Source organism: Streptomyces sp. YIM 130001 (assembly GCF_003574445.1).
Taxonomy (GTDB): Bacteria; Actinomycetota; Actinomycetes; order Streptomycetales; family Streptomycetaceae; genus Streptomyces.
Genome location: NZ_KZ984583.1, coordinates 1 through 22,524, shown reverse-complemented (window position 1 = coordinate 22,524; position 22,524 = coordinate 1). Strand labels below are relative to the sequence as shown.

Genomic DNA, 22,524 nt, shown 5'->3' with positions numbered 1-22,524 from the left:
CACCTTGCCCCTGCGCGGTCAAGGCAGCTGCAGCAGCCCGCCGTTCCTCCGGCGTCTTGGTCCCTCGTCGGCGACGCGGACGCTGCGGTCCATCTGAGCTCCGGCCGATCTCAGCGAACGGCTGATCGGGCGCGTCCGCGCCTTTCGGGCTCTTGGCCTTGGCCCGTGAGGAGTTGGCCGCGTCAGACACTTGCGCTCTCCATCGCGTCCAGGACCTCCGATGCCGACGGTGCGATCTCCCACTCGGACTCAGGTGCATCCATGCGGACGAGCACCTCCTTCAGGAGGTTGGCGTAGCGCTTCCCGCAGTCGTGCCGAGCGAAGCCCGCCACCGACGGGACCCCGGAGTCGTAACTCCGTGAAATCCGGCTGTTCTCCCGGATCTCCGTGACGAACGGCGAGAGACCCGCGTCGACGAGCATGTCCCGGACCTCGATCTCCTCGGTGGTCCAGTCCCCCACCGGGTGAGCCATGTTCAGCACAGTGCCGAGGAACTTGGGCCCTTCGCCGCCGTCAGCATGCATGCGCCCGATCGTGGCACGCATCGCCACGGCACCTTCCAGCGTCTGGTGCTTCGGCCAGCTCAGCGTCACCGCGTAGTCAGCAGCGGCGAGAGCCGCGGCGTTGAGCGCCTGGACAGCCGGCGGAGTGTCGATGATCGCGTAGTCGAACTGGTCATCGATCGACTCAAGGAGATCGTCCAGCGCCCCCATTCGCCCCTTGCCCTGGCTGTGCAGGATGTGTTGGGCGGTCACCATCGTCTCCTGCTCGGCCGCCAGCACCTCGAGCCGCCCGTGGTTCTTCCACTTGGCAAGGATCTCGCTGCGGTCCAGGAGGATGTCGTCGACACTCGTCTTGAGCCCCTGAGCGGCCATCTGCAACTTGAGCCCCAGGGACAGATGCTTGTCGGACACCGGATCAAGGCGCACACCCACAGCGGCCCCGGCCTGCGCCTGAGGCTCGACATCCACGATCACTACGTCATTGCCGGCCATGGCCAGACCGGTTCCTAGGTTGACCGCGGTGGTCGTCTTTCCTGGACCACCCTTCTGACTGACGACCGCGAGTCGAATCACCGCTACATCTCTCCTCGTACGAAGGGAAGTTGAGCGCACCAGCCGCTACAGCCACGCCCCGGTCCCAGGGCCTTCGAGTCCACCAAGTACGCCCGCCAACTGTGCTGTCAGCAAATTGCCAGGACGTGCAGACGATAACAGGTACGACTGCGAATGCGACGTACCCGCGTGTCGCACGAGGCCAACTTTCTATGTGTGGCGCTAGGCGCAGAGGCAGGGCCGCAGCGCGATCGGTCCGCAACCACGTTCGAGCGGACCTACGCGACACGTCACGGAGCGCAGGACGGGCGACCCAGGCCACGCGGAGAGAGCGCCGAGAGCGCAGTGACGTACGGCATCACGTCTTGCCTTCTCGCCGTAAGGACGTCATGGACCACAGCCTCAGCTCGAAAGCCAAGTCGGTGCGCGGTGAGGCAGCGAAGAGAGATGGCACCTGAAGACGCACGAGCGCGAGAAGTTTCGACCGGAGCCACTTACCAAGAAGCGTGAATAGTGGCGGGAGTACGTACGTGGTTACACGCGCACGGAGCAGAGGAGCTACTGAAGTTGCTTATTAGCCAGGAACTACCCCAATTAGTGACGTACTTACGGACGGTCACAAGTAACCAAGTACGGAGCGAACTAGCGAAGTAAGGAGCGACGGACCGAAGAATCGAAGGAGTAGACGAAGGATGCAACAGCGAGCGGGAAGACGAAGAGAGGCTAGGGGCTCAGTACTCAGTCTCGTAGTAAGAGGAGGCAGTGGTCGTGAGGGGGCGCAATCAAGTGGTCACGCGGGGAGTGGGAAAAGCAACGACGGAAGGAAGGTCACGCCGAACGAAGGGGGGAGCATAGGAAGGAGAGAGGGAAGCGCTTAGGGAGCAACTATCAGAAGGCTCATCGTAATCACTATCAGAACTGCGTAGAGAACTACTAACAGCCTCCTCTTGGGACTATCCATCAGCCTGTCTATAGGCATCAACATGACCATCATCATCGGCATGGCTATCGGTGCATCCATCTACCTATCCATAGGCATCTCTATGCGCATAACATGCAGGTCAGAGCCATATAGGGAGCCATCGAATCACTGTCAGAGCGTGGCACTGCCATGCCGAACAATCCTCTGTAGTAGTCGCCAGTGATTGCTCCATATCGTCGCCCTGATCGTCATTCACGTGAATGACATCTCAAGCACAGTGCTGCTCTCGTTCGGGTGGCAACGGCTCTGATCGCCGCCTCTGGACGACTACATCCGAACGCTCCACACGCGTGAGATGGCCACGGCTGAGGAGTTCCTCCGGGGCCGCTTCCGGCCCAGAAATCTAAGCCGCAGCCAGCCGGTCGCAGCCTCCGCCCGCAAGGCACCGGCCGCCCATGGGCCACAACACCGCTCTCGTTGAGCTGGCTTCCGAGCCGCCTGCAGCCATCATCAGCCCACTGCTCGGCGTCCATCAGAACCCTGCTGACGGTGGAGTGGCACTGCTGATGCCGGTGAAGTCGACCTAGCGCGGGGGAGGCTACTCGGGCAGAGGAATCCGAAGCGGCCAGGCACAGCCGACGGCGATGTGCAGCAGACCGATCACACCTGCGCCCTGGGGCGCAGTGCTTGCACCCCCCTGGCGCCACGATCCCGCCACTGAACCGACGGCTCCCCAAGACAAAACAACGTGCCTCACCCAGGCCGCAGCGCCCCCTCTTGACCGGGCTGTCACAGATCGTGCTCTCATACTCCTTGCGTCAGTCATGGAGACAGAAATCAGCAGCAGGCGCACCGCATCCGAGCAGGGTCCGCAACCCGCGCTGCGCGGCGCCAACGCCGCAGCAGCAGAGGTTGCGTGCAAGCACTGGCGTTGGCTCGTGCCGTCGAACGCCCGCCCCAGCATGCCCAGCTCTCGTCGGGCGGGAGCCGAAGACCACCGGCCGTCAGAGCGGGATCATGGTCTCCGGATGGATGATGCTGCGCCGTTGTTCGGATGGGCCAAGTGACCGCTTCGGCGCAGGCCTTGAAACCGGCGCCGCGCAGCGAACCGATCGACGCTGCCCCCATGAGGGACCGGGCCGGTTCTGTGCCGGCTGACGCGATCGGTTCCGGATCGGTGCGTACTCAGCGGGTGAGGGTGCCGATGCGGCTGGTCGCTGCGCCGGACTACCAGGACGTGGCGCTGTCGGTGTACGTGAAGGTGAAAGCGTTGGCGTCACGGCCGGAAGGGTGCCAAGCGAGGTCCGCGACGATCGCGTCGTATCTGGGGATCTCGCGGGCCTCGGCAGAGCGCGGTATGACACAGCTGTCTCGGCCAGGGCCCGGGGGCGTAGTGGAGCTGCGTTCGGTTCGGCGGACGCTGCCGGGTGGTCGGGGGCAGTCGGCGGTGCGGACGCTGCGGCCGATGATACGAGTCGAGGAGTTCGTGTGGCTGCCGGTGGCGGCCGCGGAGGACCTCACGCCCCGGCAGCTGCGCGCCTTCGCTTTGATCGCGTACGCACAGGTGCGCGGAATCGGCCTGACAGAGACAGAGTTGGCCTCCGGGCTTGCCCACCACTCGGGCCGACGCGCGGGGAAGTCGCTGTCTGTCACGGCGGCAGGCGCAATTGTCGACGAACTGGAAGCGGCGGGTTGGCTGACGGTACAGCGACGGGCCGGCGCCCGGGGCCGCCACCGGTTCATCGCCCACGACATCGCGTCCCTTCGCTGCACCGCCACAGACACAGCCGACAGTGTCCTGAAGCGGCCGGAAACGGCCGTGCGTGAGGCAGAGGAGCTCGCCTTCAATTCGCAAGCTCGTGAGGGATCGGGTTCTCAAACTGGTGAGGGATCCCTCGCGTCTAGGGAATTACCTAGGACTGACTCACCCAACGAGGGAGCGCCTGGCTCACCCGCCGTAGGCGAAGTACCCGTATGTAGGCGGGCGTTGTCTCTGGGAAGTCCTGCCTGTAATCAAGACGTGCACAGGGGTGCCAGGGGCGGTCTCGCGCTACGCGCGGGTGGACAAAACCATCCCTCTGCCGCGCAGGTGAAGAACCGCAGTAGCCGGAGCAGGCGTGCCCGGGGTCCGTACGACGGCCCGCAGCTGACCATGAGCGCGCAAATCTACGCCGTCCTGGAGCCAGCCCACGTGCTGCTAAGACAGGTGACCAGCACCTTCGTGGCGCGGCAGATCGCCCGAGAGGTGGGCCGGCAACTCAAGTCGGGCACGGCCCCCGAACGGCTGCAGCACCGTCTTACCGCGCGGCTGGCCAAAGTCCTGCTGTCGAATGTCCGCGACCCGGGCCGATGGTTGCTCGGAGTCGCCCTGCCACGTTGGGGCTGCGGGCACCCCGACTGCGAAGCCGGAATCCTCTGGTCCAGTGGAAGGACCTGCGAGATCTGCGCACAAATCAGTCAGGGCAAATACGCCCTCCGGGGCGACGGTGCCGGACGGAGCTCTGGCTGCTCGGCCACCAAGGTCCGAGACGACGATGGCCCCGCAACAGCCTCGGATGCGCTGCGAGCGCCGCGGAGGCCGAAAGGCCCGCCGCGCGGAGCGTGCCGCGATTGCGCGTGCCGGATCCTGTTGACAGGCCCGGCCCTTGAGGACGGGCGGTGCAAACCCTGCCGTGTCGAGCACGGCAGCATGCGCGTCGTCGCGGCGACCAGCACTTCCAGCCAGCCGAAGCCGGCCACCTGCTCAGGCACGGCCGGCGGTCAACGATGTCCCCGTCCGTCTCTGCCATTCCGTAGCGTCTGTGCCCGTCACCGAATCGAGCAGGTGTCGACCGAGGAGAGGACTGGCGCGACAGTTTCAGCAGTGCTCCGCCCTTCTGTGAGCGGCACGAGTCCCGAATTCGAGGTAATGCCCCCATGACGTCATGTTTGGCCTTGTGGGTCGTTTGCCAGGTCAAAGATGTTGCGACGTGGCTGCTCGGATTCCCCGCGGCCGACCTCGTAGTAGTCGTGCTTGTGTGCGCCTGCATCGATCGGCGGCGCCGTGTCGTCTATCAGATAGGAGGCGCGATCTCTGTGGGTTCAGGGAGCAGCAGGACTGTGCCCCCTATGGGGCGCGTCGTCAGGACCATCCCCGCGGGCGTGGGGAGCAGACGGGGAACGAGACTCCGCAGGCACTGCCGTGGCCGGCACCGTCAACGCCCCCGGAGGGGGCGTGGGGTCCGACACCGAAGACGTGGGTGGATTCTTAGGCCGCGTCCGGAAGTCGGTTGTTTGTTGTTCTGTTTGTGGTGCGTCGACATGAACTGACGGATGAGTCATGGGCGTTGATCGGGCCGCTGGTGGCGCGGGGGCGAATCGGGCGGCCGGGGCGGGACCGGCGCCAGATTGTCAACGGGATTCTGTGGAAGCTGTCCACCGGTGCGGCATGGCGGGACCTGCCCGAACCCTTCGGGCCGTGGAAGACGGTCTACGAACGCTTCCGGTTGTGGTCGGCTGACGGGACCTGGGACCGTCTGCCGGCTCATGTCCAGCAGCACTCCGGCGCGGTCGGGGCCGAGGGCTGGACATCGTCTGCGTGGACTCGACCACCGCGCGGGTCCCAGCCGCACGCGGCCGGGGCTCAAGAAGGGGGCTCTGGAAGGACGGAGCGATCGGCCGGTCCGAAGGCGGGCTGACCAGCAAGATCCACCTGGTCTGCGCCGGGCAGGGGAGGCGCCCTCGCCTTCACGCTGACCGGCGGGAACGTCGACGACTGCACCCAGTTCGAAGCCGTCATGGACCGTATCCGCCTCGACCGGCCGGGTCGGGGCGCCCCGTCATGTTTTCTGCGGTCCTGCAAGAGGGCCACTGGCCTCCGGGCCCGGCATGACTGTTGCCCCCTGTCGAAGGCATGACCTGGGGGGTGGTGTTCACCGGGCCCGCGGGGTGTCCGTCGGAGACGCTGATCAGAGGTCCGGCCACCGTCCGGTCCGGCGCAACGCCGGGCAGTTCGCGGACGGCAGGTCTGCATAACGTGGATGCGCGAGCACGACACCCAAGCCGAGGCCAACACCGTCAACTCCCCGGAAAGGGCACGATGTTGGAGATCGAAGACGTAGGTGTGTTCCTGGGCCTGGACGTCGGCAAGACCGCCCACCACGGCCACGGACTCACCCCCGCGGGGAAGAAGGTCCTCGACAAGCCCCTGCCCAACAGCGAACCCAAGCTGCGGGCCGTCTTCGACAAGCTGGCCGCGAAGTTCGGCACCGTCCTCGTCGTGGTCGACCAGCCCGCTTCCATCGGAGCTCTCCCGCTCACTGTCGCGCGTCGTGCGAGGGTATGCCTCGGCAAGAACGACGAGGAGATCGACCATTACTGCCCTTGCGCCTGATGAGATTCACGCCCGCGAACTGGCTGCGGAAGGCGTGCCGCTTGCGCACCGCGCCAAGCCGCCTGCGCACCTGCCGGCACTGCCGCCGTCTGCGGCCGGCCAGCGTCTCCGGTGGCGGCCTGCTTCGATGGATGATCTCGATCTGATCCACGAACTGACGCGCGTCGCCGGCGAAGTCGATCATCCACGCGAGATCCTCTCCCGTGAGCTCGTCGAGCACGGGCTGACCGGTGAGCGTTTTGACATCTCCACGGATGCTGTCATCGCGCTATCGGACGCGGGAGAAGCCGTCGCGTACGGCGAGGCGAAGCTCTCGGACACCGAAGAGACGGAGACCGGGGTATTCCTCGACGGTGTCGTGCACCCCGATTGGAGGACACACGGGATCGGCCGGGCTCTTCTGGCATGGCAGGAAGCAAGGGCCAGACAGTTGCTCGCGGGGTCGGGAAGTAACCTGCCGGCGCGCATCGCCGCCGGAGCTCGGGAGGAGAACGAAGACGCTGTCGCGCTCTTCCGTGCTACGGGTTTCCGGCCCGCGCGCTGGTGGCTGGAGCTCTGGCGTTCACTAGCCGATCCCGTTGCCGCGCCGGTACGCCCCCTGGCAGAAGGAGTCTCGTTGCGGCCCTTCACCTCCGAGCTCTCCGAGCCGACACGGGTGGCGATCAACGACGCGTTTCGTGATCATTGGGGGACCCAGCCCACGAGTGCGCAGGAGTGGCAAGAGGAGCGCGCCATGGAGTCCTTCGCGCCACATCTGTCACGCGTCGCCGTCACGGGGTCAGGGACGGCCGAGGACCCTCACATCGTGGTGGGGGCCGTGCTCACCGACGTCGACCAGCCGGACTGGGAACTCAACGGCGGACCGTTCGCGTACATGGCGGAGATCGGCGTGATCCGTGCCTGGCGCGGACTGGGGCTCTCGACTGCGCTCATCCTCGATGCCCTCCGCGCCTACCGTGATGCAGGGATGCTGAACGCCGCACTGGACGTCGACGCCGTGAATCCGAGCGGAGCGCTGGCGATGTACACGAAGCTCGGGTTCGAGCTGCGCGACCGGTCGGTCACCTACGCCAAACACATGTGATTGCTCACCGGCTGACCCGATCGAGGAAATGACCTCGCCCGGCCAGCCCGTGAGGACGCGATCATCACGGTCTCCGCGAGATGCTGATGATCTCGCCGTCTGTCATGCGCCAGTGAGCGCCGCGTCCACCTTGCGATTCAGCGGCGCACCGGTGTGCGGACACGTCGTCGGGTCGTCGGCCGGGCAGACCAGCAGATGCTTCAGGAACCGTCTCGAAGAGGGCAGGAGGTTAAGGAACGATCGTTCTTGACTGATCATTCCCTAACTGTCTACGCTGGTGGCCATGGGCAGGCCCAGAGCATTTGACGAGGGTGAAGCGGTGCGTGCCGCCGTGGATCTGTTCGGCGGACGTGCCTATGACGGGGTGTCCGTTGACGATCTCGTCAGCCACCTCGGCGTGCACCGCAACAGCCTGTACAAGACGTTCGGCAGCAAGCGCGGCCTCTACCTGATCGCTCTGCGCCGCCACCTCACCGACGACGTCCGCCCTTTGGTCGACGCCCTCGCCGGCGCATCGGATGCCGCGGCCGCGCTGCGGCTCGTCACCACGGCCGACCTCCGCCTGCTGCTGCTCGCGGCGATCGAACGCGCGCCGGTCGACGAGGAGGTCGCCTCCGAGGTGAAGGCCGCATTGGCCGCCGTCGACCAGGCGATCGCCGACGCCCTCGGCGTTCCCGCCGACCTGGCCGCCGCCCTCACCGCCGCCGCGCTGGGCATCCTCCTGCGTGGCAGCCCCGACAACGTCGCCACCGCGCTGACCCACCACCTCGACCGATTCCCCTGAAACGGAACCCGACATGGCACTGATGCGTATCGACGGCGACGACCTCATCGTCGTGATCGAGGGTCTCGACAAGCTCTGGTCCTTCAAGGCAGCCTGACCATCCCGCTGGCCAATGTCCGTGGCGCGACCGCCGACCCCGGCATCGCCACCGACCCCAAGGGGGTTCGTGCGCCGGGCTCCCACGTACCCGGCGTGATCACCGCCGGCACATTTCATCAGGATGGCGAGAAAGTCTTCTGGAATGTCAGGGATCCGTCAAAGAGTGTCGTGGTCGAACTCGCCGACGAGCGGTACGCACGCCTGGTGCTGCAGGTCGACGACCCCCGCGCGGCTGTCACCCTGGTCGAAAATGCCCTCGCACAAGAGAGGTGAGCCGATGTTCCGCCACTTAGAGCGTCCGCCAGTAGGTCACCGGATGCGGGGGCTTCGGGGGCGGTTGGGCCAGCGATAGAGGGTCCTTGCCCGGCGGATGAGGCTACGGATGGTGATGATCGCGGTGCCGAGGGCGATGAAGAACTCGACGCAGACGCGGCGGCGTTCGGTGCACCGGCGGAGCTTGCCGAAGTTGTTCATCCACGAGTTCGTGCGCTCCACGACCCACCGTCCGTCGGCTTGGATCGGGGTCTGTTCACCCCGTTTGGCGATCTTCGCGGTGATGCCGCGTGTGTCTAGGTGGGCGTAGACCGGCCGGTAGTCGTAGCCCGCATCCAGGCTCAGCGCCGGTCGCTCGGGCAGCGGGCCGAGCGTCTTGGCGAGGTCGGCGTAGCGGTCGAGGGTGGCGGGCAGCATGGTGTGATCGCGAATGTTGGCCGGTGCGGGCTCGGTGACCAGCGGGATGCCGTACGCATCGGTGAGCTGTGAGCGTTTGATGCCTTGTTTGGCCCGGTCGACGGGGCTCTTGCCCGCGCATTCGCCGCCCGAGGGGGCCTTGGTCTGGCAGCCGTCGGCGCTGAGCTGTTCCAGGCCAAGGCCGATCATGCGGTCGTAGGCGGCGAGCGCGGCCAGGCGCAGGGCCTCGCCCGCGCCGACCGTTATCCACTCGTCACGGCGCCTGCGCAAGGTGGTCGCCGAGCATGTCGCGTCCGCCACTCGCTCGTATCCCATCCCGGACACCAGTACTTCGATGAGCTTGTCGAAGATCACCTCATCCGGGATCCGCCGACGATGACATCCCAGCGGATGGGTACTGACCCGCTGCGGCAATGACGCAAGGAACTCGGCACGGATGGGGGCGATGATCAACGAGGGCACGACAGGCACATCTCCTCCTGTGAGCGCAGCTCGGCCTGGGGTGGCGTGGCCGCCTGGTCAGTGAGCGGCGTTCTCGGCGACCGGCTTTGTCTCGGCCGCTGGAGGTTGCGCTGTGGCGGGGGATCGCAGCAGGGTGGCGGCGAGGAGGAGAGCGACGGCGACGAGGCCCGAGCCGATGCGGAAGGCGAGCTGGTAACCACCCGTGAGTGCCGAGGCGGTGCTTGCCCCGTCGCCCAGCAGGGCATCCGTGTGCGAGGTGGCGAGTGTGCTGAGGACCGCGAGGCCGAACGCGCTGCCGATCTGCTGCATGGTGTTGAACATGCCGGAGGCGATCCCCGAATCCTGGGGCGTGGCCGCTGACATCGCAAGCGTGGCGAGCGACGGCATCGCAAGGCCGAAGCCGATGCCGAGCGGCAGCAGCGCGGGCAGGACGTCCACGACATAACTCCCGCCTGCCGGTACGCGGCCGAGCGCGGCGAGTCCTGCCGCGATCAGCACGAGTCCTGGAAGGAGTACGGCACGGGGGCCGAAGTGCGCGATCAGTTTGGGCGAGAGGCCGAGGGACAGTGCGCCGATCGCGACCGAGACCGGGAAGATGCCGAGGCCGGTGTGTATCTCGTCGAAGCCGAGCACCTTCTGCAGGTAGAGCACGCATAGGAATTGGAAGCTGAACATCCCGGCCACCATGAGGGCCTGGATTCCGAGCGCTCCCGAGACGTTGCGCGAGCGGAACACACGCAACGGCAGGAGCGGCTGGGGCGCCTTCGCCTGGCGGGCGACGAAGGCGAGGAGCAGGGTGAGCGCCGCGGCGCCGAAGCTCAGCGTGTGCGCGGAAGTCCAGCCGTAGTTGGTGGTCTCGGCGATCGTGTAGACGCTGAGCATCAGTGCGGATGTGACCAGGAGCGCACCCACGACGTCGGTCCCCTTGCCGAGGCCGACACCGTGCTCGGACGCGAGCACGCGCCCGGCCAACAGCGCGGCCACGATGCCGATCGGTACGTTGACGAAGAAGATCCAGTGCCAGCTGACGGTCTGCGTCAGGGCGCCGCCGGCGAGGAGGCCCATCGAGCCGCCGGCGGACTGGACGAAGCTGTAGACGCCGATGGCCTTGGCCCGCTCCTTCGGCTGCGGGAACAGGTTCACGACCATGCCGAGGGTGACGGCGGAGGTCACCGCGCCGCCGATGCCCTGGACGAACCGGGAGGCCAGCAGCACCGCCGGGTCCTGGGACACACCGCACAGCAGCGAGGCAGCCGTGAAGAGGATGAGGCCGGTGATGAAGACGCGCTTGCGCCCGATGAGGTCGCCGAACCGTCCGGCAAGCAGCAGCAGACCACCGAAGGGGACCAGGTAGATGTTGACCACCCAGGCCAGACCCGACGAGGAGAACCCGAGGTCGCGCTGGATGGACGGCAACGCCACGTTCACGATGGTCCCGTCAAGGATGACCATCAACTGCCCGGCACAGAGCACGGCCAGTGCCGACCAACGCGATGTCTGTGCTGATGAGTTGGTTCTCCGCACGGGAACCCCTTCCAATGGTGCACGACTTGTTACAGCAGCCATCTTCTGTAACCATGACGCGCTGCGGAAGGAGGCACTTTCATGTCACGCAGTCACACCGGTGTGTCCGACCAGGTCGGCAACGAGGCATGCCCGATCACCGAGGTCCTCGACCACGTCGCGGGCAAATGGAGCATCGGAATCCTCGTCGCCGCCGTACACGGGCCGGTCCGGTTCACCGAGTTGGAACGCAGCATCGAAGGCATCAGCCGACGCATGCTCACCTTGAACCTGCGCAAGCTGGAACGCGACGGCCTGCTCATCCGGACCGTCTACCCCACCGTGCCACCCAAGGTGGAATACAGCCTCACACCCATGGCCCGCGAACTCCACGCAACCCTCACCGAGCTCGTCGGCTGGGCGGAACACCACCGAGCCGACATCACCGCCGCCCGCGCCACCTACGACGCCGCCACGGCACCAGCTCCCTGACGCCGACGGAGGACCCCGCAGGCGCTCAACGATCACCTACTGGCGGACGGCCTTAGCAGTAGCTGTGACGGCACTGGTCGCCGTCACCGCCGTCACCGCAGCCCCGGCCGAGGCAACACCCCGGCTCGTGCCTGCCGCCGACCGCGAGGTCGTCTTCACGGCCGATGGCACGACCGCGTACGGCACCCTGCATGTTCCCGAACATCGTGCCGGGCAACGGCTGCGGGCGGCACTGCTGCTGCACGGCAGCGGACCCACCGACCGCGACGGCAACCAACCGCCCGCGTCCTCACCGGACACCCTGGCACAGGTGGCCGACGCGCTCGGCGGGGAGAAGATCGCCACGCTGCGGTTCGACAAGTACGGCACCGGCCGCACCGGGCTCGGCGCCTACCGGGACCACCCGGAAGACCTCGACTACCCAGCATTCGTCCGCCAGGCACGGGCCGCCTACGAGTCGTTGCGCGATCAACCGGAGACCGACCCGCACGAACTGATGCTCGTCGGACACAGCGAGGGCGCGATGACGAGCCTGGTGCTCGGCGGCACCGTCCACCCGCGCCCGGCCGGTCTGGCGCTGCTGCAACCCCAGGCGATCCGCATGCTGGACCTGGTCGCGCTCCAACTCAAAGCCCAGATCGCCGAAGCAACGCGGCAGGGCCAGTTCACGCCGGAGCAACAACGCACCATCAACGCGGCCATCGATGCCGCCGTCACCTCCCTGCGCGAACACCAACCGGTCGACACCACCGACCTGCCGCCCGCGATCACCCAGCTCTTCGACGCGTTCCAAGGCCCCAACGCCCGGTTCGTCGAAAGCGATGACGCCGTCTACCCACCGGGGCCGCCGCCGCACTCCGACCGGGAACCAAGGTGCTGCTGACGTGCGGCACGAACGACGCCCAGGTCCCTTGTGCCACGACGAACACCCTGACGACCGCCCTGCGCCACGCGCATGCCGGGCGACCGGGCCGGGTGACACTGCCGGCAGTGGACCACCTGATGCACGACCCCGACCACCCGGACCGGCTCGCGCCGCCCGTAATCGACGCCTTGCACCGGTTGACCCGACACTGACGCCGACCGAGGACGTCGCCGGACCGCAACTACTTTGAGGATCGTGAGCGAGGCCGGAGGCCCGAGCTGGGCAATGAACGACTGACCGCACATGCAGCGGAATCGGCTGGTCCGTCTGGACGCCTACGGTCGCCGACAGTTCGGTCAGCCGACGCATCCGAGCTCTCCGCGACACCCATTCGAGCGCGACACGGTGAACCTATGCGGTCAGAGCACCAGCGCGGGAGGCCCCGGCAGGAGCGGGCGTGATAGTGAGCGACCGCGGCTACGGCCACGACAAGTGGGACCTCTGGGTGAAGCAGTACATCGCCCGCCGCAGCACAGAGCGCAACTCTGGACTGGCCCCACGGGCCTCCCGGATTCCAGCCGGTGAGTGCTCCCCGCACCTGCGGGGCTTGGTCCCATTCCGCCTCGACCGACCTGACGTGGAGGCCCTGATCCCGCATCCGCCCTGGCGGTCGTCGTCGGTCATGGTCGGGTGGGGGAGCGGTTTGTGGCCCCGTTCCCGACCAGGTCGGCGAAGATGCGTAGAGTCGTGTGTAGCGGCCTGTACGGATTGCTACAGTGGAGGGCATGGCGAAGAAGCAGATCAATGTGCGAGTGGACGAAGCGGTCTACGAAGGCATCGAAGAACGTGCGGCTGCGGTCGGTATGGAGGTGAACGAGTACGCCCGCCAACTCCTCGCCGATGAGGCCAACGACCTGCGTCACCGGTTCCTCGTGGCCGGCGACCACTTCGTCGGCGAGTGGGCCGAGCACTTCGATGCGCGTTTTGGCGCCGACGGCCACGGGGCGGCCGCCGCTGCGGGCAAGGACCGTCGCGCCGCGTGATCATTCACATCGATCGCGCCTGGCTCCTCGATCTGGCTCACCGCGTCCTGCCCGGCGACCCGGAGGTCACCGACTTCGGCAGCCTTCAAGCAGCCGTGGCCCGTCATGGCGACAAGGTGATGGACGTGTACGTCTATGCGGAACCTCACCACCGAGCCGCTGCTCTCATGCACCAACTCGTGCGCGTGCCCGCTCTGGAGGCGCGGAACAAGCTGTTCGCGGCCGTGGTCGCCGCCTCCTACTTGAGTATTTCGGGCTGCTTCGTCACCGTGAGCGCCAAGACGGCCGCTGACCTCGCTGAGCGCATCGAGCGTGATTCGCTCGATGTACGCAGTGCTGCTGCCGAGATCCGAGGGTGGAGTCGGAGCTGATCATCTCTTCGGCCCGCCACCGAGACGGGCCTGTTCGGTGAAGCTGTGGCGCAGGGTCCATCACGTCGACCTGCCCACCGTCGCGAAGCGTCGTGCCGTCTGGTCGCCTCTCGGCTGAGGTGTTCACCGGGCGCCGCCCGATATGCCCATGCCCCTGCGCCGTGGCCCCGATTGGGGCAGGGGTTCCCGCCGGTGATTCGATGAGCTTCTGCGCGGCCTGCGAAAGGTGGCTGCCGGCGGACCATATGTGCGACGGGCGGCCTGTGTCGGCCGCGCTCGTCGCACAGGCCCAGGGATACTGTCGAGCGCCATGTCATCGGTGACCGGCACTCGGCGGTCGGCGTTCCGTGTTTGCTGAGGGGTGTGGAGGCGCTGGGGTGAAGTGACGGACATCGGTCATCTGTCGCGTGGGGAGTGACCCTGCGGATGAGGAGGGGGAGTAAGTGCCGGAGAGGAACCTCGAGTTCGGCAAGCTCGGTGCCCGCGGTGCGAAGGGCAGTGAACTTGTCGCCCGCAAGCTCGACGAGCTGGCCGGCTATGTCGCCACGCCCATCTCGCAGCGGCGCGGGCTGATGGCACGTCTGCGCTACCTCACCCGCACCGACCATGCCCGCCTCGCAGCACGGGAGGCCGGTCTCACCGTCACCGACCGCACGCTGAGGGCCTGGCTGGCAGGTGAACGTTCCCCGTCGAGGAAGAACATGGAGCGCATCGAGCAAGCCTATCGCGCCGTGCGCCGCCACAATGTGGCCCGCCATCTCCTCAAGCGCCTCAACCGTGAGGGCCGCGGTACCCGGGTGGAGATCCACCCTCTCAACCAGTCTCAAGTCTCCCGGCCGCATCAACGGGTCGTGCCTTACCGGACTATGAACGTCCGCAATTGGGACGGCATCGTCGACTCCTGGGCCACCAGCGATGACCAGGGTCTCGACGATGCCTGGACCGACGGCGTGCTGCCCGACCTCGGGTCGGACTACGGCGCCTACGAGTACTGCACTGCGGTCGGCTTCGCCGCCTGAGCCGGGGTGGGGAGCCGGGGCGCAAGCCTGCAGTGGGCTCGAGTGCGGTGCTCGCTCCCGTGCCGGGGGCGTTGTCCAATTCCCCATCGTCCGCGGGTTGTTGTGGCCGATAGTCTTATTGAAGGCTTCCTCGCGCGATAGAGTTCTGCCCGTCGACCAGGCGGTGACCGTCTTTGCGTGGATTCTTTACGTGAGTTCGCGGGGTTGTGAGCTGTCTGGGCGTGCGTCGGTGTAGGGGGCCCGGACGGAATGAGGCATGTATGCAGAGCTCGTCCCACAATGAGGTAGTTATTGCTGGTGGCGGGCCGGTCGGCATGCTGATTGCTGCGGAGCTCGCGCTCTATGGCGTGCGTGCTCGCGTACTGGAGACGGAAACGGAGACGTCGAACCGTCCCAAGGCCGGCACGCTGCATGCCCGGACTGTTCAGTCGCTGGCCAGACGTGGGTACTTGGACGACCTGACGGGCCGTTCCAGAAAGTACGGTCTTACGGCGCAGCCGTTCCATTTCGCCGGTTTATCGGGACTGACCATTACCGTCCCGGAGATGGAGCCTCCGCCGATCCTGAAGATTCCCCAGTCGAGCCTGGAGCGGTTCTTCGAGGAGCGGGCGCGTGACTTGGGTTGTGAGGTGCTCCGTGGCCATCGGGTGGTGGAGGCCCGGCAGGAGTCGGATCGGGTCGAGATGGTGGTCGAAGGTCCGCACGGCCGTAGGTCCCAGAGTGCGGATTACCTGGTGGGAGCCGATGGAGCTCGCAGTACGGTGCGGGAGCAGTTCGGCTTTCCCTCGGAGGTCGTCCCCGCGTCGGCGTCGGCGATGATGGGGCTTGTCCGATTGGCGGATCCGTCTTCACTGCCCCGTGGCTGGCACAGCAACAGCCGGGGCTGGACTGTCGTCACGGACAATCCTGAGGGGCAGAGTTTGATAAGGGTTCTCGATCTGGCGAGGCCGTATCCAGAACGGAACGTTCCGGTAACGCCGGAGGAATTCCGTGCGGAAGTGTCACGCGTCATCGGACATGACGTGCCGATGGAGGACGCTCGTTTTCTCACGCGATTCAGCGATTTCACACGGCTGGCACAGCGGTTTCGTCAGGGCCGGGTATTTCTCGCGGGAGATGCGGCGCATGTGCATTTTCCAGTAGGCGGCCAGGGGCTCAGCACGGGAATGTTGGATGGTTTCAACCTCGCCTGGAAGCTTGCCCATGTGGTCAGGGGAAGTTCCGGCGTAAGACTTCTCGACACTTATGACGAAGAACGTCAGCACGCGGCGCAGCGTGTGGTCGCGAATACTCGGGCGCAATTGACGCTCATGCGTATGGTCGGTGCCCGCGATCCATTGCACAGTCTCTTCGACGAGATGCTCGGTCACGGTCAGGCGGACCGGTATCTCGGGAACCTCGTCAGCGCGCAGGAGACCGCGTACGCACCGATCACGGAGCATCCGTCACCGATTGAAGGGCTGTTCCTGCAGAATCTGCCGCTCGATGCGGGCGGTGGGCCGAGCGATCTCATCGGCCTCATGCGTGAGGGACGTCCGTTGCTCATCTCCGGGCACGGCAGCACGCGTTATGCCGATGAGGCACGTCCTTGGCGGAACGTGGTGCGCTCGGTGGAGGTGAAGAACAGCTCCGGCCTTCCCTGCGAGGCGCTCCTGGTCCGCCCGGACGGGTACATCGGGTGGGCGGCCGACGGCGGAGATCTCAAGGCGGCGCTGCGGGCGTGGTTCGGGGCTGCCGGCTGACGCCCAACAGGCAGAGAAAATCAGGGAACCTCGGTTGTTTCCTCCGCGGCGTCGATCAGTTGGGCGACCGTGGCTCCCCGATTCGGTGACAGATCCAGGGACATCAGTACGGACGGAAGTACCAGACTGGGCAGTATGTGTCGGTAAAGTTGTGAAATACGTTCCGCTAGCGTCATCTGATCGCCCCCTTCGACGGCCCGCGACATCGCTTGGGTACCCCCGAAGGCGCCCACGAAGATCTCCGCAGACTCGGCCGGAACGACGTGAGGCAGTAGTTCGCCCTGGTCCTTGGCCTGGAGAAGGATAGTCCGGAGGAGCTGACTCCAGCGGATGAAGGGCCCACTCCGGTCCAGCCCCCGGGCATGGGCGTCCATGGAAAGCGCCACAGCAGACCGAACCAGCGGGTCGGTTTCAATTCGATAGGCGTGCAGGGCGCCGACGTCAACGAACTCCTGGCTCTTGCAGGTCTGGGGCGGCACTTCCAGCTGGTGATCCTGCTCCTGGAGAACACCCAGGGCGAGGTCATCCTTGGAGTCGAAATGGAAGTACAGGGCGCCCTTGGTCACCCCCGCCACCGTGAGGATCTCGGAGATGGTGGCAGCTTGGTACCCCCTTACCTCGAAGACCGATGCGGCTGCCTCCAGGATGATCCGGCGCGTACGGATCGCTCTGTCCTGTTTTGCCACGTTGTCTCCACGTTCTCGACGTTCCTGATCTGACTAAGTTGACGAACCGGGATTCAAAAAAACCGGCATGTATGTATCTTATCGAAGTGCAACCCGTTGTTGCTCGGATCGCCGTTCTCCTGACCCGCTGGGGGGGTTCATGAACCGAACCGCAAGCTCAACAGCCATACTGACGCCTTCCGATCTCGATGGGGGGTATGCGCAACTCGCCCATCTTCACCGAACCAGAGCGATGGACGCGTTTCCTGTCGAGTGGAGCCGCACAGGAGAGGACGATTTCTGTGTGCGCGCCCAGTGGACGAGCACGCACCCGTTCTTCCCTCCCGTGTCCGGCAATCGCTACGACCCGCTCCTAGTGGCGGAGACGTTCCGTCAAGCCGCACTTCTCGTACTCCATGCGTCGTACGGGGTACCGCTGGACCACAAGCTGCTCCTGTCGGACCTGGGCTACGACTGCCGGATGGAACACCTGGTGGCAGAGCCGGGACCGACGGATGTCGAGGTCGATGTCCGCTTCCCTGTGCTGAAGCGCCGGGGAGGGCATCTATCCTATGCATCCATCGAGTTCACGCTCCTGCGGGGTGGATACGAGGCAGCAACCGGGCTGATCAACACGCGCATGCTCAGCCGACCGGTGTACAACCGGATCAGGAACGGACGTACCGACGACGGGTGCAGGGCGCCCGAGGTGCCGGGCATCGCGCCGTCGATCGCCGGACGGGCGCACGACGGCGACGTACTGCTGGCCGGTACCGCGCAGCAGAACGCCTGGGACCTGAGGGTCGACACAGGACATCCCACGCTCTTCCAGAGGCCCAACGACCACGTACCGGGGATGCTCCTGTTCGAGGCCGGCAGGCAGGCGGCACAGGCCGCGTGTGCCCCGGAACGGTTCGTCGCCACCAGCGGCCACATCGCCTTCCACCAGTACGTGGAATTCGACGCGCCGTGCCAGATCCAGGTAAGCCCCATGGTGACCACGGCCGGGGACCGCACGGCACGGATCCTCGGGTCCCAGGGCGGCGAGCTCGCCTTCGTGTCCAACTTCGCCGGCAGCAGGAGATTTTGATGATCCTGGTGACCGGAGCCACGGGCACGATCGGACGTGAAGTGGCCAGGCTTCTGCTGGCCGGCCCGGAGCCTGTGCGCCTGGTGTCCCGCCGGGCAGCAGAGGTGACGGCCGCGGCGCCGGGCGCCGACGCCGTCAGGGCCGACTACGGCGAAGCCAGTTCGCTCAGGCCCGCACTGAAGGGCGTACGGGCGGTGTTCCTGGTGACCAACCGGCCGACGGAGCAGGACGACGACAGGTTCCTCGACGCGGCCCGGGCCGGCGGCGTGCGGCATATCGTCAAACTGTCCGCCGCCGGGGTCACGGACGCTCGGGCCACCGATGTCATCACCCGGTGGCAGCGCGACACGGAGCGTCTGCTGCGCAACTCGGGCATGGAGTGGACGCTGCTGCGGCCCCGCTCGTTCATGTCCAACGCGCTGTCGTGGGCCGCGACGGTACGCGCGCACGGTACGGTACGCGCCGTCGCCGGCTCGGGGCCGAACGCCACCATCGACCCCCGCGATGTCGCCGCGGTCGCGGCACGAGTCCTCACCGAAGAAGGACATGAGGATCGCATCTATACGCTGACCGGCCCGCAGGCGATCACACCGGCCGAGCAGACTCACCAGCTGTCCCAAGTCCTCGGCACCCCGCTGCGCTTCGAGGAGCAGGCTCCCCGCCGCGCCCGCGCTCAACTACTGCGGCGTTACCCGTCCGACGTGGCGGACGCCCTCCTCGCGATGGCACAGCGGCAACGGGACGGGGCGAAGGCCACAGTGGAGTCGACCGTCCACGACGTGACAGGACAACGACCCAGGTCGTTTCTCACCTGGGCGGCCGACCATGCCCAGCATTTCGGGGGAGTGCGGGAGAAGGCCGTCGCCCGATGACGACTCCCGCAGTGGGGTGGCTGTCGGGGGCGGGCCGGGGCTGGGGAGCTCGCGTGTTCCGGTGTCGGGCATTCTCTGGCAGCTGACAGCTGCCTGAGTGCCTGAGTGCCTGAGTGTGTCGACGGTGAGTGCTGGGTGCGCAGGCTCGCCTTCGTCTCGGCGGGTGTTGGAGGATCCCGGCATGGGCACCTGCGACGACCGTCATCCCACCGGGCCGTCACCGCGGTTGCGGCCACCCGGGGATCGGGGGTGGATCGTAGCTCCGCCCAGTCCACCAGGCCGCGATGGAGTCGCCCGTGATGTCGAGTTACGGACGTCGTGGGGCTACGGGGCGAGTTGGGCGAGCACGTCTTCGGACAATGGGGGAGGTGTCCGGCCGAGGTGAGGATCGGCCTCGGGACTGACAAGCCCGCATGTTGATGTGTCGCGTATTCAGCGGATGGGCCGGCTTCTGATTACTGACTGTCGTCGGTCACGGTGGTCCAGCGCGGATCGATGTGGCCCAGCCATGCGTCGTGATCGTCGGCCAGTGGTTGCTTCAGGGGAAGGGGGAGGAACCGGCAGGCGAAGGTGAGGCCGGTGTCGTCTCCGTCGCCGTGGACGTCGTGGTCCCACGCATCGGAGGTGTCTGCTGGTGCCTGGAGGAAGAAGAAGCTGGTTCGTCGTGGCTGACCCGTGTCGGGATGGGGCTTGTCCTCCACGGCGATCTGCCGGACCACCGTGGCTCTCAGCAGACCGGTTTCCTCGGCGACCTCTCGAAGGACCGCTTCTTCCAGTCCTTCGCCTGATGTGACTCCTCCCGCAGGGACTTGGGTGCCGGCCTCCGGCATACCGAGGTGGTCGAACACCAGAACTTCGGGGATGGCGCGGCTCCGGATTACGTATGCGGCGACACGGATTCTGGTTCGGGCCATCCCGGCATTGTCAGTCATCGTGCCTTTCGTGGTTGCTGGGGGCGTATCGGCTCCAGGTTCCGCCGGCCTCGGTGACCAGGCGGGGGGTGGTCTTGTCGTGATAGCCGAGTGCCTCGCGATGACGAGGGCCGGGGCTTGGAGGACGAGCTGACGGATCGCGGAGGTCCTGCCGCGCTCGGCCATGTGCGGCATCAGCTCGGCGACGGTGGACATGCCGCGGGCGGCCATCAGCTCGCGCACGCGCCACCGGTAGCTGATCCGGCGTGGCATCAAGACGTTCTTTCCGGCCGCAGAGCGGCCTCAATCCCGCCCGCAAGTGAAGCGAGACCGTCGGCGTCCCCGGTGTCACCGACGACGAGACGCTCTTCACCGCCCTCCTTCTGCGCGACGAAGAGTTTCGTCTGCGCGAAATCGCGGCCTGTCTCGGCATCTTCAGGGGTGCCAAGCCCGGACAGGGCTCCTCGTCCGCGCCCGCCCTGGGGGTGCTGCGCGAGGCTGGACAGGGGCGGCGCTCACGCGGTGCGGGACAAGGCGCGGCTGCATGCGGGGAGTTGGAGGGGGCGCGGGGGCCCGCCCAGGAACTACTGGGGTGCGGAGGGCGGCGGGGGACACTGCTCCGGGATGCGTGACGAGGTCTCGATCACCACGTCGGTGCCCTTGGGGTCGATGTCGGCGAGGGTGCCGGCACTGGCGAGTACCAGCAGCATATGTTGCCAGAAGCCGGTGAGTGAGTAGCGCGAGAGCCACTCCTTGTCCGTGCGGCTGAGTACCTCGAAGCCCGTGGTCCCTGCCATCAGTGTGGTGACCAGGGTCTCCTGGGACACGCCGTCCGCCAGGGCGCCTTCCTCATGGGCACGTGTCACGAGTGCCGTCATGCAGTCCTGCCACTCCTGGCGGAAGTTGACGCCGGTCTCCACGTGGCCTTCGCAGTTGAGCTGGAAACCGGCGCGGACCACCACGTCCCACCGCAGCATGTAGGCGAACGTGTGGGTGACGTCCACGAGTTGCTGCACCGCACCGGTGTCCGCGGACAGCACGGACTGGGCGGCGTGGTGCAGTGCGCGGGCAGCTTCCTGCTCCACCGCTTCCGCGACGGCGGCCTTGTTCTCGAAGTGGAAGTGCAGGGCTCCTCGGCTCACGCCCGCGCCCGCACTGATCTTCGTGAGGCGGGCGGGGACGTAGCCGCACTCTTCGAAGAGATTCGCGGCCGACTGGATCAGGGCTCGGCGAGTGCGAGTTGCTCGTTCCTGTTTGCTCACGCTCACTCCCCGATGCGGAATGCGTCCTGTGCATCCGTCAGGACGTCGAGGCCTACGGTGCGATTGGAAGGTTCCAAGCGACGACTGTGCTGACAATACCAAACCGAGATCCCTGTTTTAAGCCGCATGCATGTCCGACTTGTTGAGGATTCGTCGAGAGCGGCCGGTGGGATGGCGGAGTTTCTCAAGTGGAGTGACCAATGTTAGTTAGACGCGTCAACGGGACAGGATCCAGCCAACGTGCGGGTATCACTGGCTGCGAGCCAGTCAATGCTTGTTGCGTGACGCTGAGTGAGAAATGCAGAAACAGGCGTACCGGTTTGCTTTCGCGGGGATGATGCCCCCGGAAGGAGCGGGCACGCCTAAGCGGCTCAACGGGGCGCCACAGCCTGGGTGAGGGCGTTGCGGGTCGTGAACGGAATCCGGCACGTCCGGTGTTCACGCACGGGGAACAGACGCGGCACGCGGTCGGAGTTGCAGCTGTTCCAAGGAGTCAGGACAGGCCACGGGCGGCTCCCTGGGGGACTGCCGGCGCGTGCAGAGCCAGATAGCGCTCGTACGCTTCCCGTGCGTCCGGGACGAAGTGTTCGTCCCGGACGAGGTCGTGCAGTTCGGAGTCGGTCACCCAGGCGTGCCCGTCGATCTCGTCGGTGCACGGGTGGATCGGGCCCGGCACTTCGACCTCGTGGATGGCGAGCCAGTAAGGACTGATTCGGCCATCGCACAGGAACTTGAAGAGGAATCTCGGCTGTCCGGAGACGCCGGCTTCCTCGGCCAACTCCCGTGCTGCCGCGCTCTCGTAGGTCTCGCGGACACCAACTCCACCACCGAGCAGCCAGTTGATGTGGCCGGGGAAAGTGGAGGCGTCTGGCGGGCGGCGGTGCACGAGCACTCGGCCGGCGCTGTCGCGGCACACGATCGCCGCGATGCGGTGCAACCACCCGTGGCGGACCGCGTCGTGGCGACGGACGACGGCCAGGACCTCGTCCTGGCCGTCGACACGATCAACCCATTCGCTCATGGAACTCACGCTTGCAGAGGCCAAGATGGCCCCGGTGGTGCATGGATCGTGTGCGAGTGGAGTCAGGGCAGAGCGTGAGTGGAGTCGTACTCGACTCGCGTGCTCCTTCGGGTTACTTGACCGGTTCTGGTTCCGGTGCGTCCTCGGTCTCCGCCTCGCCTGCCGGGTCGGCCGGGGTCTTCACCGAGTCGAGGAGCAGC

Annotated in this window: 17 protein-coding genes and 3 pseudogenes; 13 read left to right on the top strand and 7 right to left on the bottom strand. The window is 66.4% G+C overall.

The genetic code is table 11. From position 1 onward, the window contains the following. Positions 1–182 precede the first annotated feature (182 nt). On the bottom strand, positions 183–1,076 hold the full coding sequence (locus DSC45_RS35195) for a ParA family protein (RefSeq protein ID WP_119296121.1): 894 nt from the start codon (positions 1,074–1,076) through the stop codon (positions 183–185). 4,170 nt (positions 1,077–5,246) lie between these two features. On the opposite strand from DSC45_RS35195, the pseudogene DSC45_RS35185 reads away from it, so the two are divergent. The 5 genes and pseudogenes from DSC45_RS35185 to DSC45_RS35165 form a co-directional block, all read left to right on the top strand. Beyond that, a pseudogene (locus DSC45_RS35185) lies at positions 5,247–5,795 on the top strand (IS5 family transposase); the annotation flags it as partial. A 260-nt stretch (positions 5,796–6,055) separates the two neighbouring features. Further along, positions 6,056–6,286 (top strand): annotated as a pseudogene (locus DSC45_RS35180) (transposase); the annotation flags it as partial. A gap of 190 nt (positions 6,287–6,476) precedes the next feature. Next, positions 6,477–7,433 (top strand): GNAT family N-acetyltransferase, encoded by a 957-nt coding sequence (locus tag DSC45_RS35175; RefSeq protein ID WP_119296120.1) that lies wholly within the window; start codon positions 6,477–6,479, stop codon positions 7,431–7,433. Between the two features lie 283 nt (positions 7,434–7,716). Further along, positions 7,717–8,217, top strand: a complete 501-nt coding sequence (locus DSC45_RS35170; RefSeq protein WP_119296119.1) for a TetR/AcrR family transcriptional regulator — start codon at positions 7,717–7,719, stop codon at positions 8,215–8,217. Between the two features lie 13 nt (positions 8,218–8,230). Next, positions 8,231–8,589: pseudogene (locus DSC45_RS35165) on the top strand (hypothetical protein). Positions 8,590–8,625: 36 nt separating this feature from the next. Here DSC45_RS35165 and DSC45_RS35160 read toward each other — a convergent pair. Together DSC45_RS35160 and DSC45_RS35155 are read right to left on the bottom strand one after the other, a co-directional pair. Further along, on the bottom strand, positions 8,626–9,477 hold the full coding sequence (locus tag DSC45_RS35160) for an IS5 family transposase (RefSeq protein WP_031038655.1): 852 nt from the start codon (positions 9,475–9,477) through the stop codon (positions 8,626–8,628). Positions 9,478–9,525: 48 nt separating this feature from the next. Further along, a complete protein-coding gene (locus DSC45_RS35155; RefSeq protein ID WP_119296118.1) occupies positions 9,526–11,034 on the bottom strand; it encodes an MFS transporter in 1,509 nt (502 codons plus the stop codon). Between the two features lie 39 nt (positions 11,035–11,073). On the opposite strand from DSC45_RS35155, the gene DSC45_RS35150 reads away from it, so the two are divergent. The 6 genes from DSC45_RS35150 to DSC45_RS35125 all read left to right on the top strand — a co-directional run bounded on the left by DSC45_RS35150 (position 11,074) and on the right by DSC45_RS35125 (position 16,503). After that, positions 11,074–11,463 carry a winged helix-turn-helix transcriptional regulator gene (locus DSC45_RS35150; RefSeq protein WP_052410773.1) on the top strand — a complete coding sequence of 130 codons (390 nt, stop codon included), beginning with the start codon at positions 11,074–11,076 and terminating at the stop codon, positions 11,461–11,463. Between the two features lie 64 nt (positions 11,464–11,527). After that, on the top strand, positions 11,528–12,346 hold the full coding sequence (locus tag DSC45_RS35145; RefSeq protein WP_240435028.1) for an alpha/beta hydrolase: 819 nt from the start codon (positions 11,528–11,530) through the stop codon (positions 12,344–12,346). A gap of 767 nt (positions 12,347–13,113) precedes the next feature. Then, positions 13,114–13,371, top strand: a complete 258-nt coding sequence (locus DSC45_RS35140; RefSeq protein ID WP_162929448.1) for a plasmid mobilization protein — start codon at positions 13,114–13,116, stop codon at positions 13,369–13,371. Beyond that, complete coding sequence (locus DSC45_RS35135) at positions 13,368–13,742, top strand: fic family toxin-antitoxin system, toxin component (RefSeq protein ID WP_119296116.1); 375 nt, start codon at positions 13,368–13,370, stop codon at positions 13,740–13,742. Before DSC45_RS35140 ends, DSC45_RS35135 begins: the two co-directional genes overlap by 4 nt. A 443-nt stretch (positions 13,743–14,185) precedes the next feature. After that, positions 14,186–14,761: a transcriptional regulator gene (locus DSC45_RS35130; RefSeq protein WP_119296115.1), complete on the top strand. Its 576-nt coding sequence runs from the start codon at positions 14,186–14,188 to the stop codon at positions 14,759–14,761. A gap of 260 nt (positions 14,762–15,021) precedes the next feature. Further along, complete coding sequence (locus tag DSC45_RS35125; protein ID WP_119296114.1) at positions 15,022–16,503, top strand: FAD-dependent monooxygenase; 1,482 nt, start codon at positions 15,022–15,024, stop codon at positions 16,501–16,503. 20 nt (positions 16,504–16,523) lie between these two features. Here DSC45_RS35125 and DSC45_RS35120 read toward each other — a convergent pair whose 3' ends face one another. Next, positions 16,524–17,189: a ScbR family autoregulator-binding transcription factor gene (locus DSC45_RS35120; RefSeq protein WP_119296113.1), complete on the bottom strand. Its 666-nt coding sequence runs from the start codon at positions 17,187–17,189 to the stop codon at positions 16,524–16,526. Between the two features lie 67 nt (positions 17,190–17,256). On the opposite strand from DSC45_RS35120, the gene DSC45_RS35115 reads away from it, so the two are divergent. Together DSC45_RS35115 and DSC45_RS35110 are read left to right on the top strand one after the other, a co-directional pair. Beyond that, positions 17,257–18,258 (top strand): ScbA/BarX family gamma-butyrolactone biosynthesis protein, encoded by a 1,002-nt coding sequence (locus DSC45_RS35115; protein ID WP_119296112.1) that lies wholly within the window; start codon positions 17,257–17,259, stop codon positions 18,256–18,258. Then, positions 18,258–19,130, top strand: a complete 873-nt coding sequence (locus DSC45_RS35110; RefSeq protein WP_119296111.1) for an SDR family oxidoreductase — start codon at positions 18,258–18,260, stop codon at positions 19,128–19,130. Before DSC45_RS35115 ends, DSC45_RS35110 begins: the two co-directional genes overlap by 1 nt. A 455-nt stretch (positions 19,131–19,585) precedes the next feature. Here DSC45_RS35110 and DSC45_RS35105 read toward each other — a convergent pair whose 3' ends face one another. From DSC45_RS35105 to DSC45_RS35090, 3 genes are all read right to left on the bottom strand, one after another. After that, entirely contained in the window at positions 19,586–20,044 is a 459-nt protein-coding gene (locus DSC45_RS35105; RefSeq protein WP_119296110.1) for an NUDIX hydrolase, read from the bottom strand. A 581-nt stretch (positions 20,045–20,625) separates the two neighbouring features. After that, positions 20,626–21,303, bottom strand: a complete 678-nt coding sequence (locus tag DSC45_RS35095; protein WP_119296126.1) for a ScbR family autoregulator-binding transcription factor — start codon at positions 21,301–21,303, stop codon at positions 20,626–20,628. Positions 21,304–21,796: 493 nt separating this feature from the next. Then, positions 21,797–22,324: an NUDIX domain-containing protein gene (locus tag DSC45_RS35090; RefSeq protein ID WP_119296108.1), complete on the bottom strand. Its 528-nt coding sequence runs from the start codon at positions 22,322–22,324 to the stop codon at positions 21,797–21,799. Positions 22,325–22,524 lie beyond the last annotated feature (200 nt).

Bases quoted from the DNA above. Each gene is read 5' to 3' on its own strand.
- DSC45_RS35150 (WP_052410773.1), top strand. From the start codon at position 11,074: ATGTCACGCAGTCACACCGGTGTGTCCGACCAGGTCGGCAACGAGGCA.
- DSC45_RS35090 (WP_119296108.1), bottom strand. From the start codon at position 22,324: ATGAGCGAATGGGTTGATCGTGTCGACGGCCAGGACGAGGTCCTGGCC.
- DSC45_RS35115 (WP_119296112.1), top strand. From the start codon at position 17,257: ATGTATGTATCTTATCGAAGTGCAACCCGTTGTTGCTCGGATCGCCGT.
- DSC45_RS35105 (WP_119296110.1), bottom strand. From the start codon at position 20,044: ATGGCCCGAACCAGAATCCGTGTCGCCGCATACGTAATCCGGAGCCGC.
- DSC45_RS35110 (WP_119296111.1), top strand. From the start codon at position 18,258: ATGATCCTGGTGACCGGAGCCACGGGCACGATCGGACGTGAAGTGGCC.
- DSC45_RS35170 (WP_119296119.1), top strand. From the start codon at position 7,717: ATGGGCAGGCCCAGAGCATTTGACGAGGGTGAAGCGGTGCGTGCCGCC.
- DSC45_RS35125 (WP_119296114.1), top strand. From the start codon at position 15,022: ATGCAGAGCTCGTCCCACAATGAGGTAGTTATTGCTGGTGGCGGGCCG.
- DSC45_RS35155 (WP_119296118.1), bottom strand. From the start codon at position 11,034: ATGGCTGCTGTAACAAGTCGTGCACCATTGGAAGGGGTTCCCGTGCGG.
- DSC45_RS35175 (WP_119296120.1), top strand. From the start codon at position 6,477: ATGGATGATCTCGATCTGATCCACGAACTGACGCGCGTCGCCGGCGAA.
- DSC45_RS35140 (WP_162929448.1), top strand. From the start codon at position 13,114: ATGGCGAAGAAGCAGATCAATGTGCGAGTGGACGAAGCGGTCTACGAA.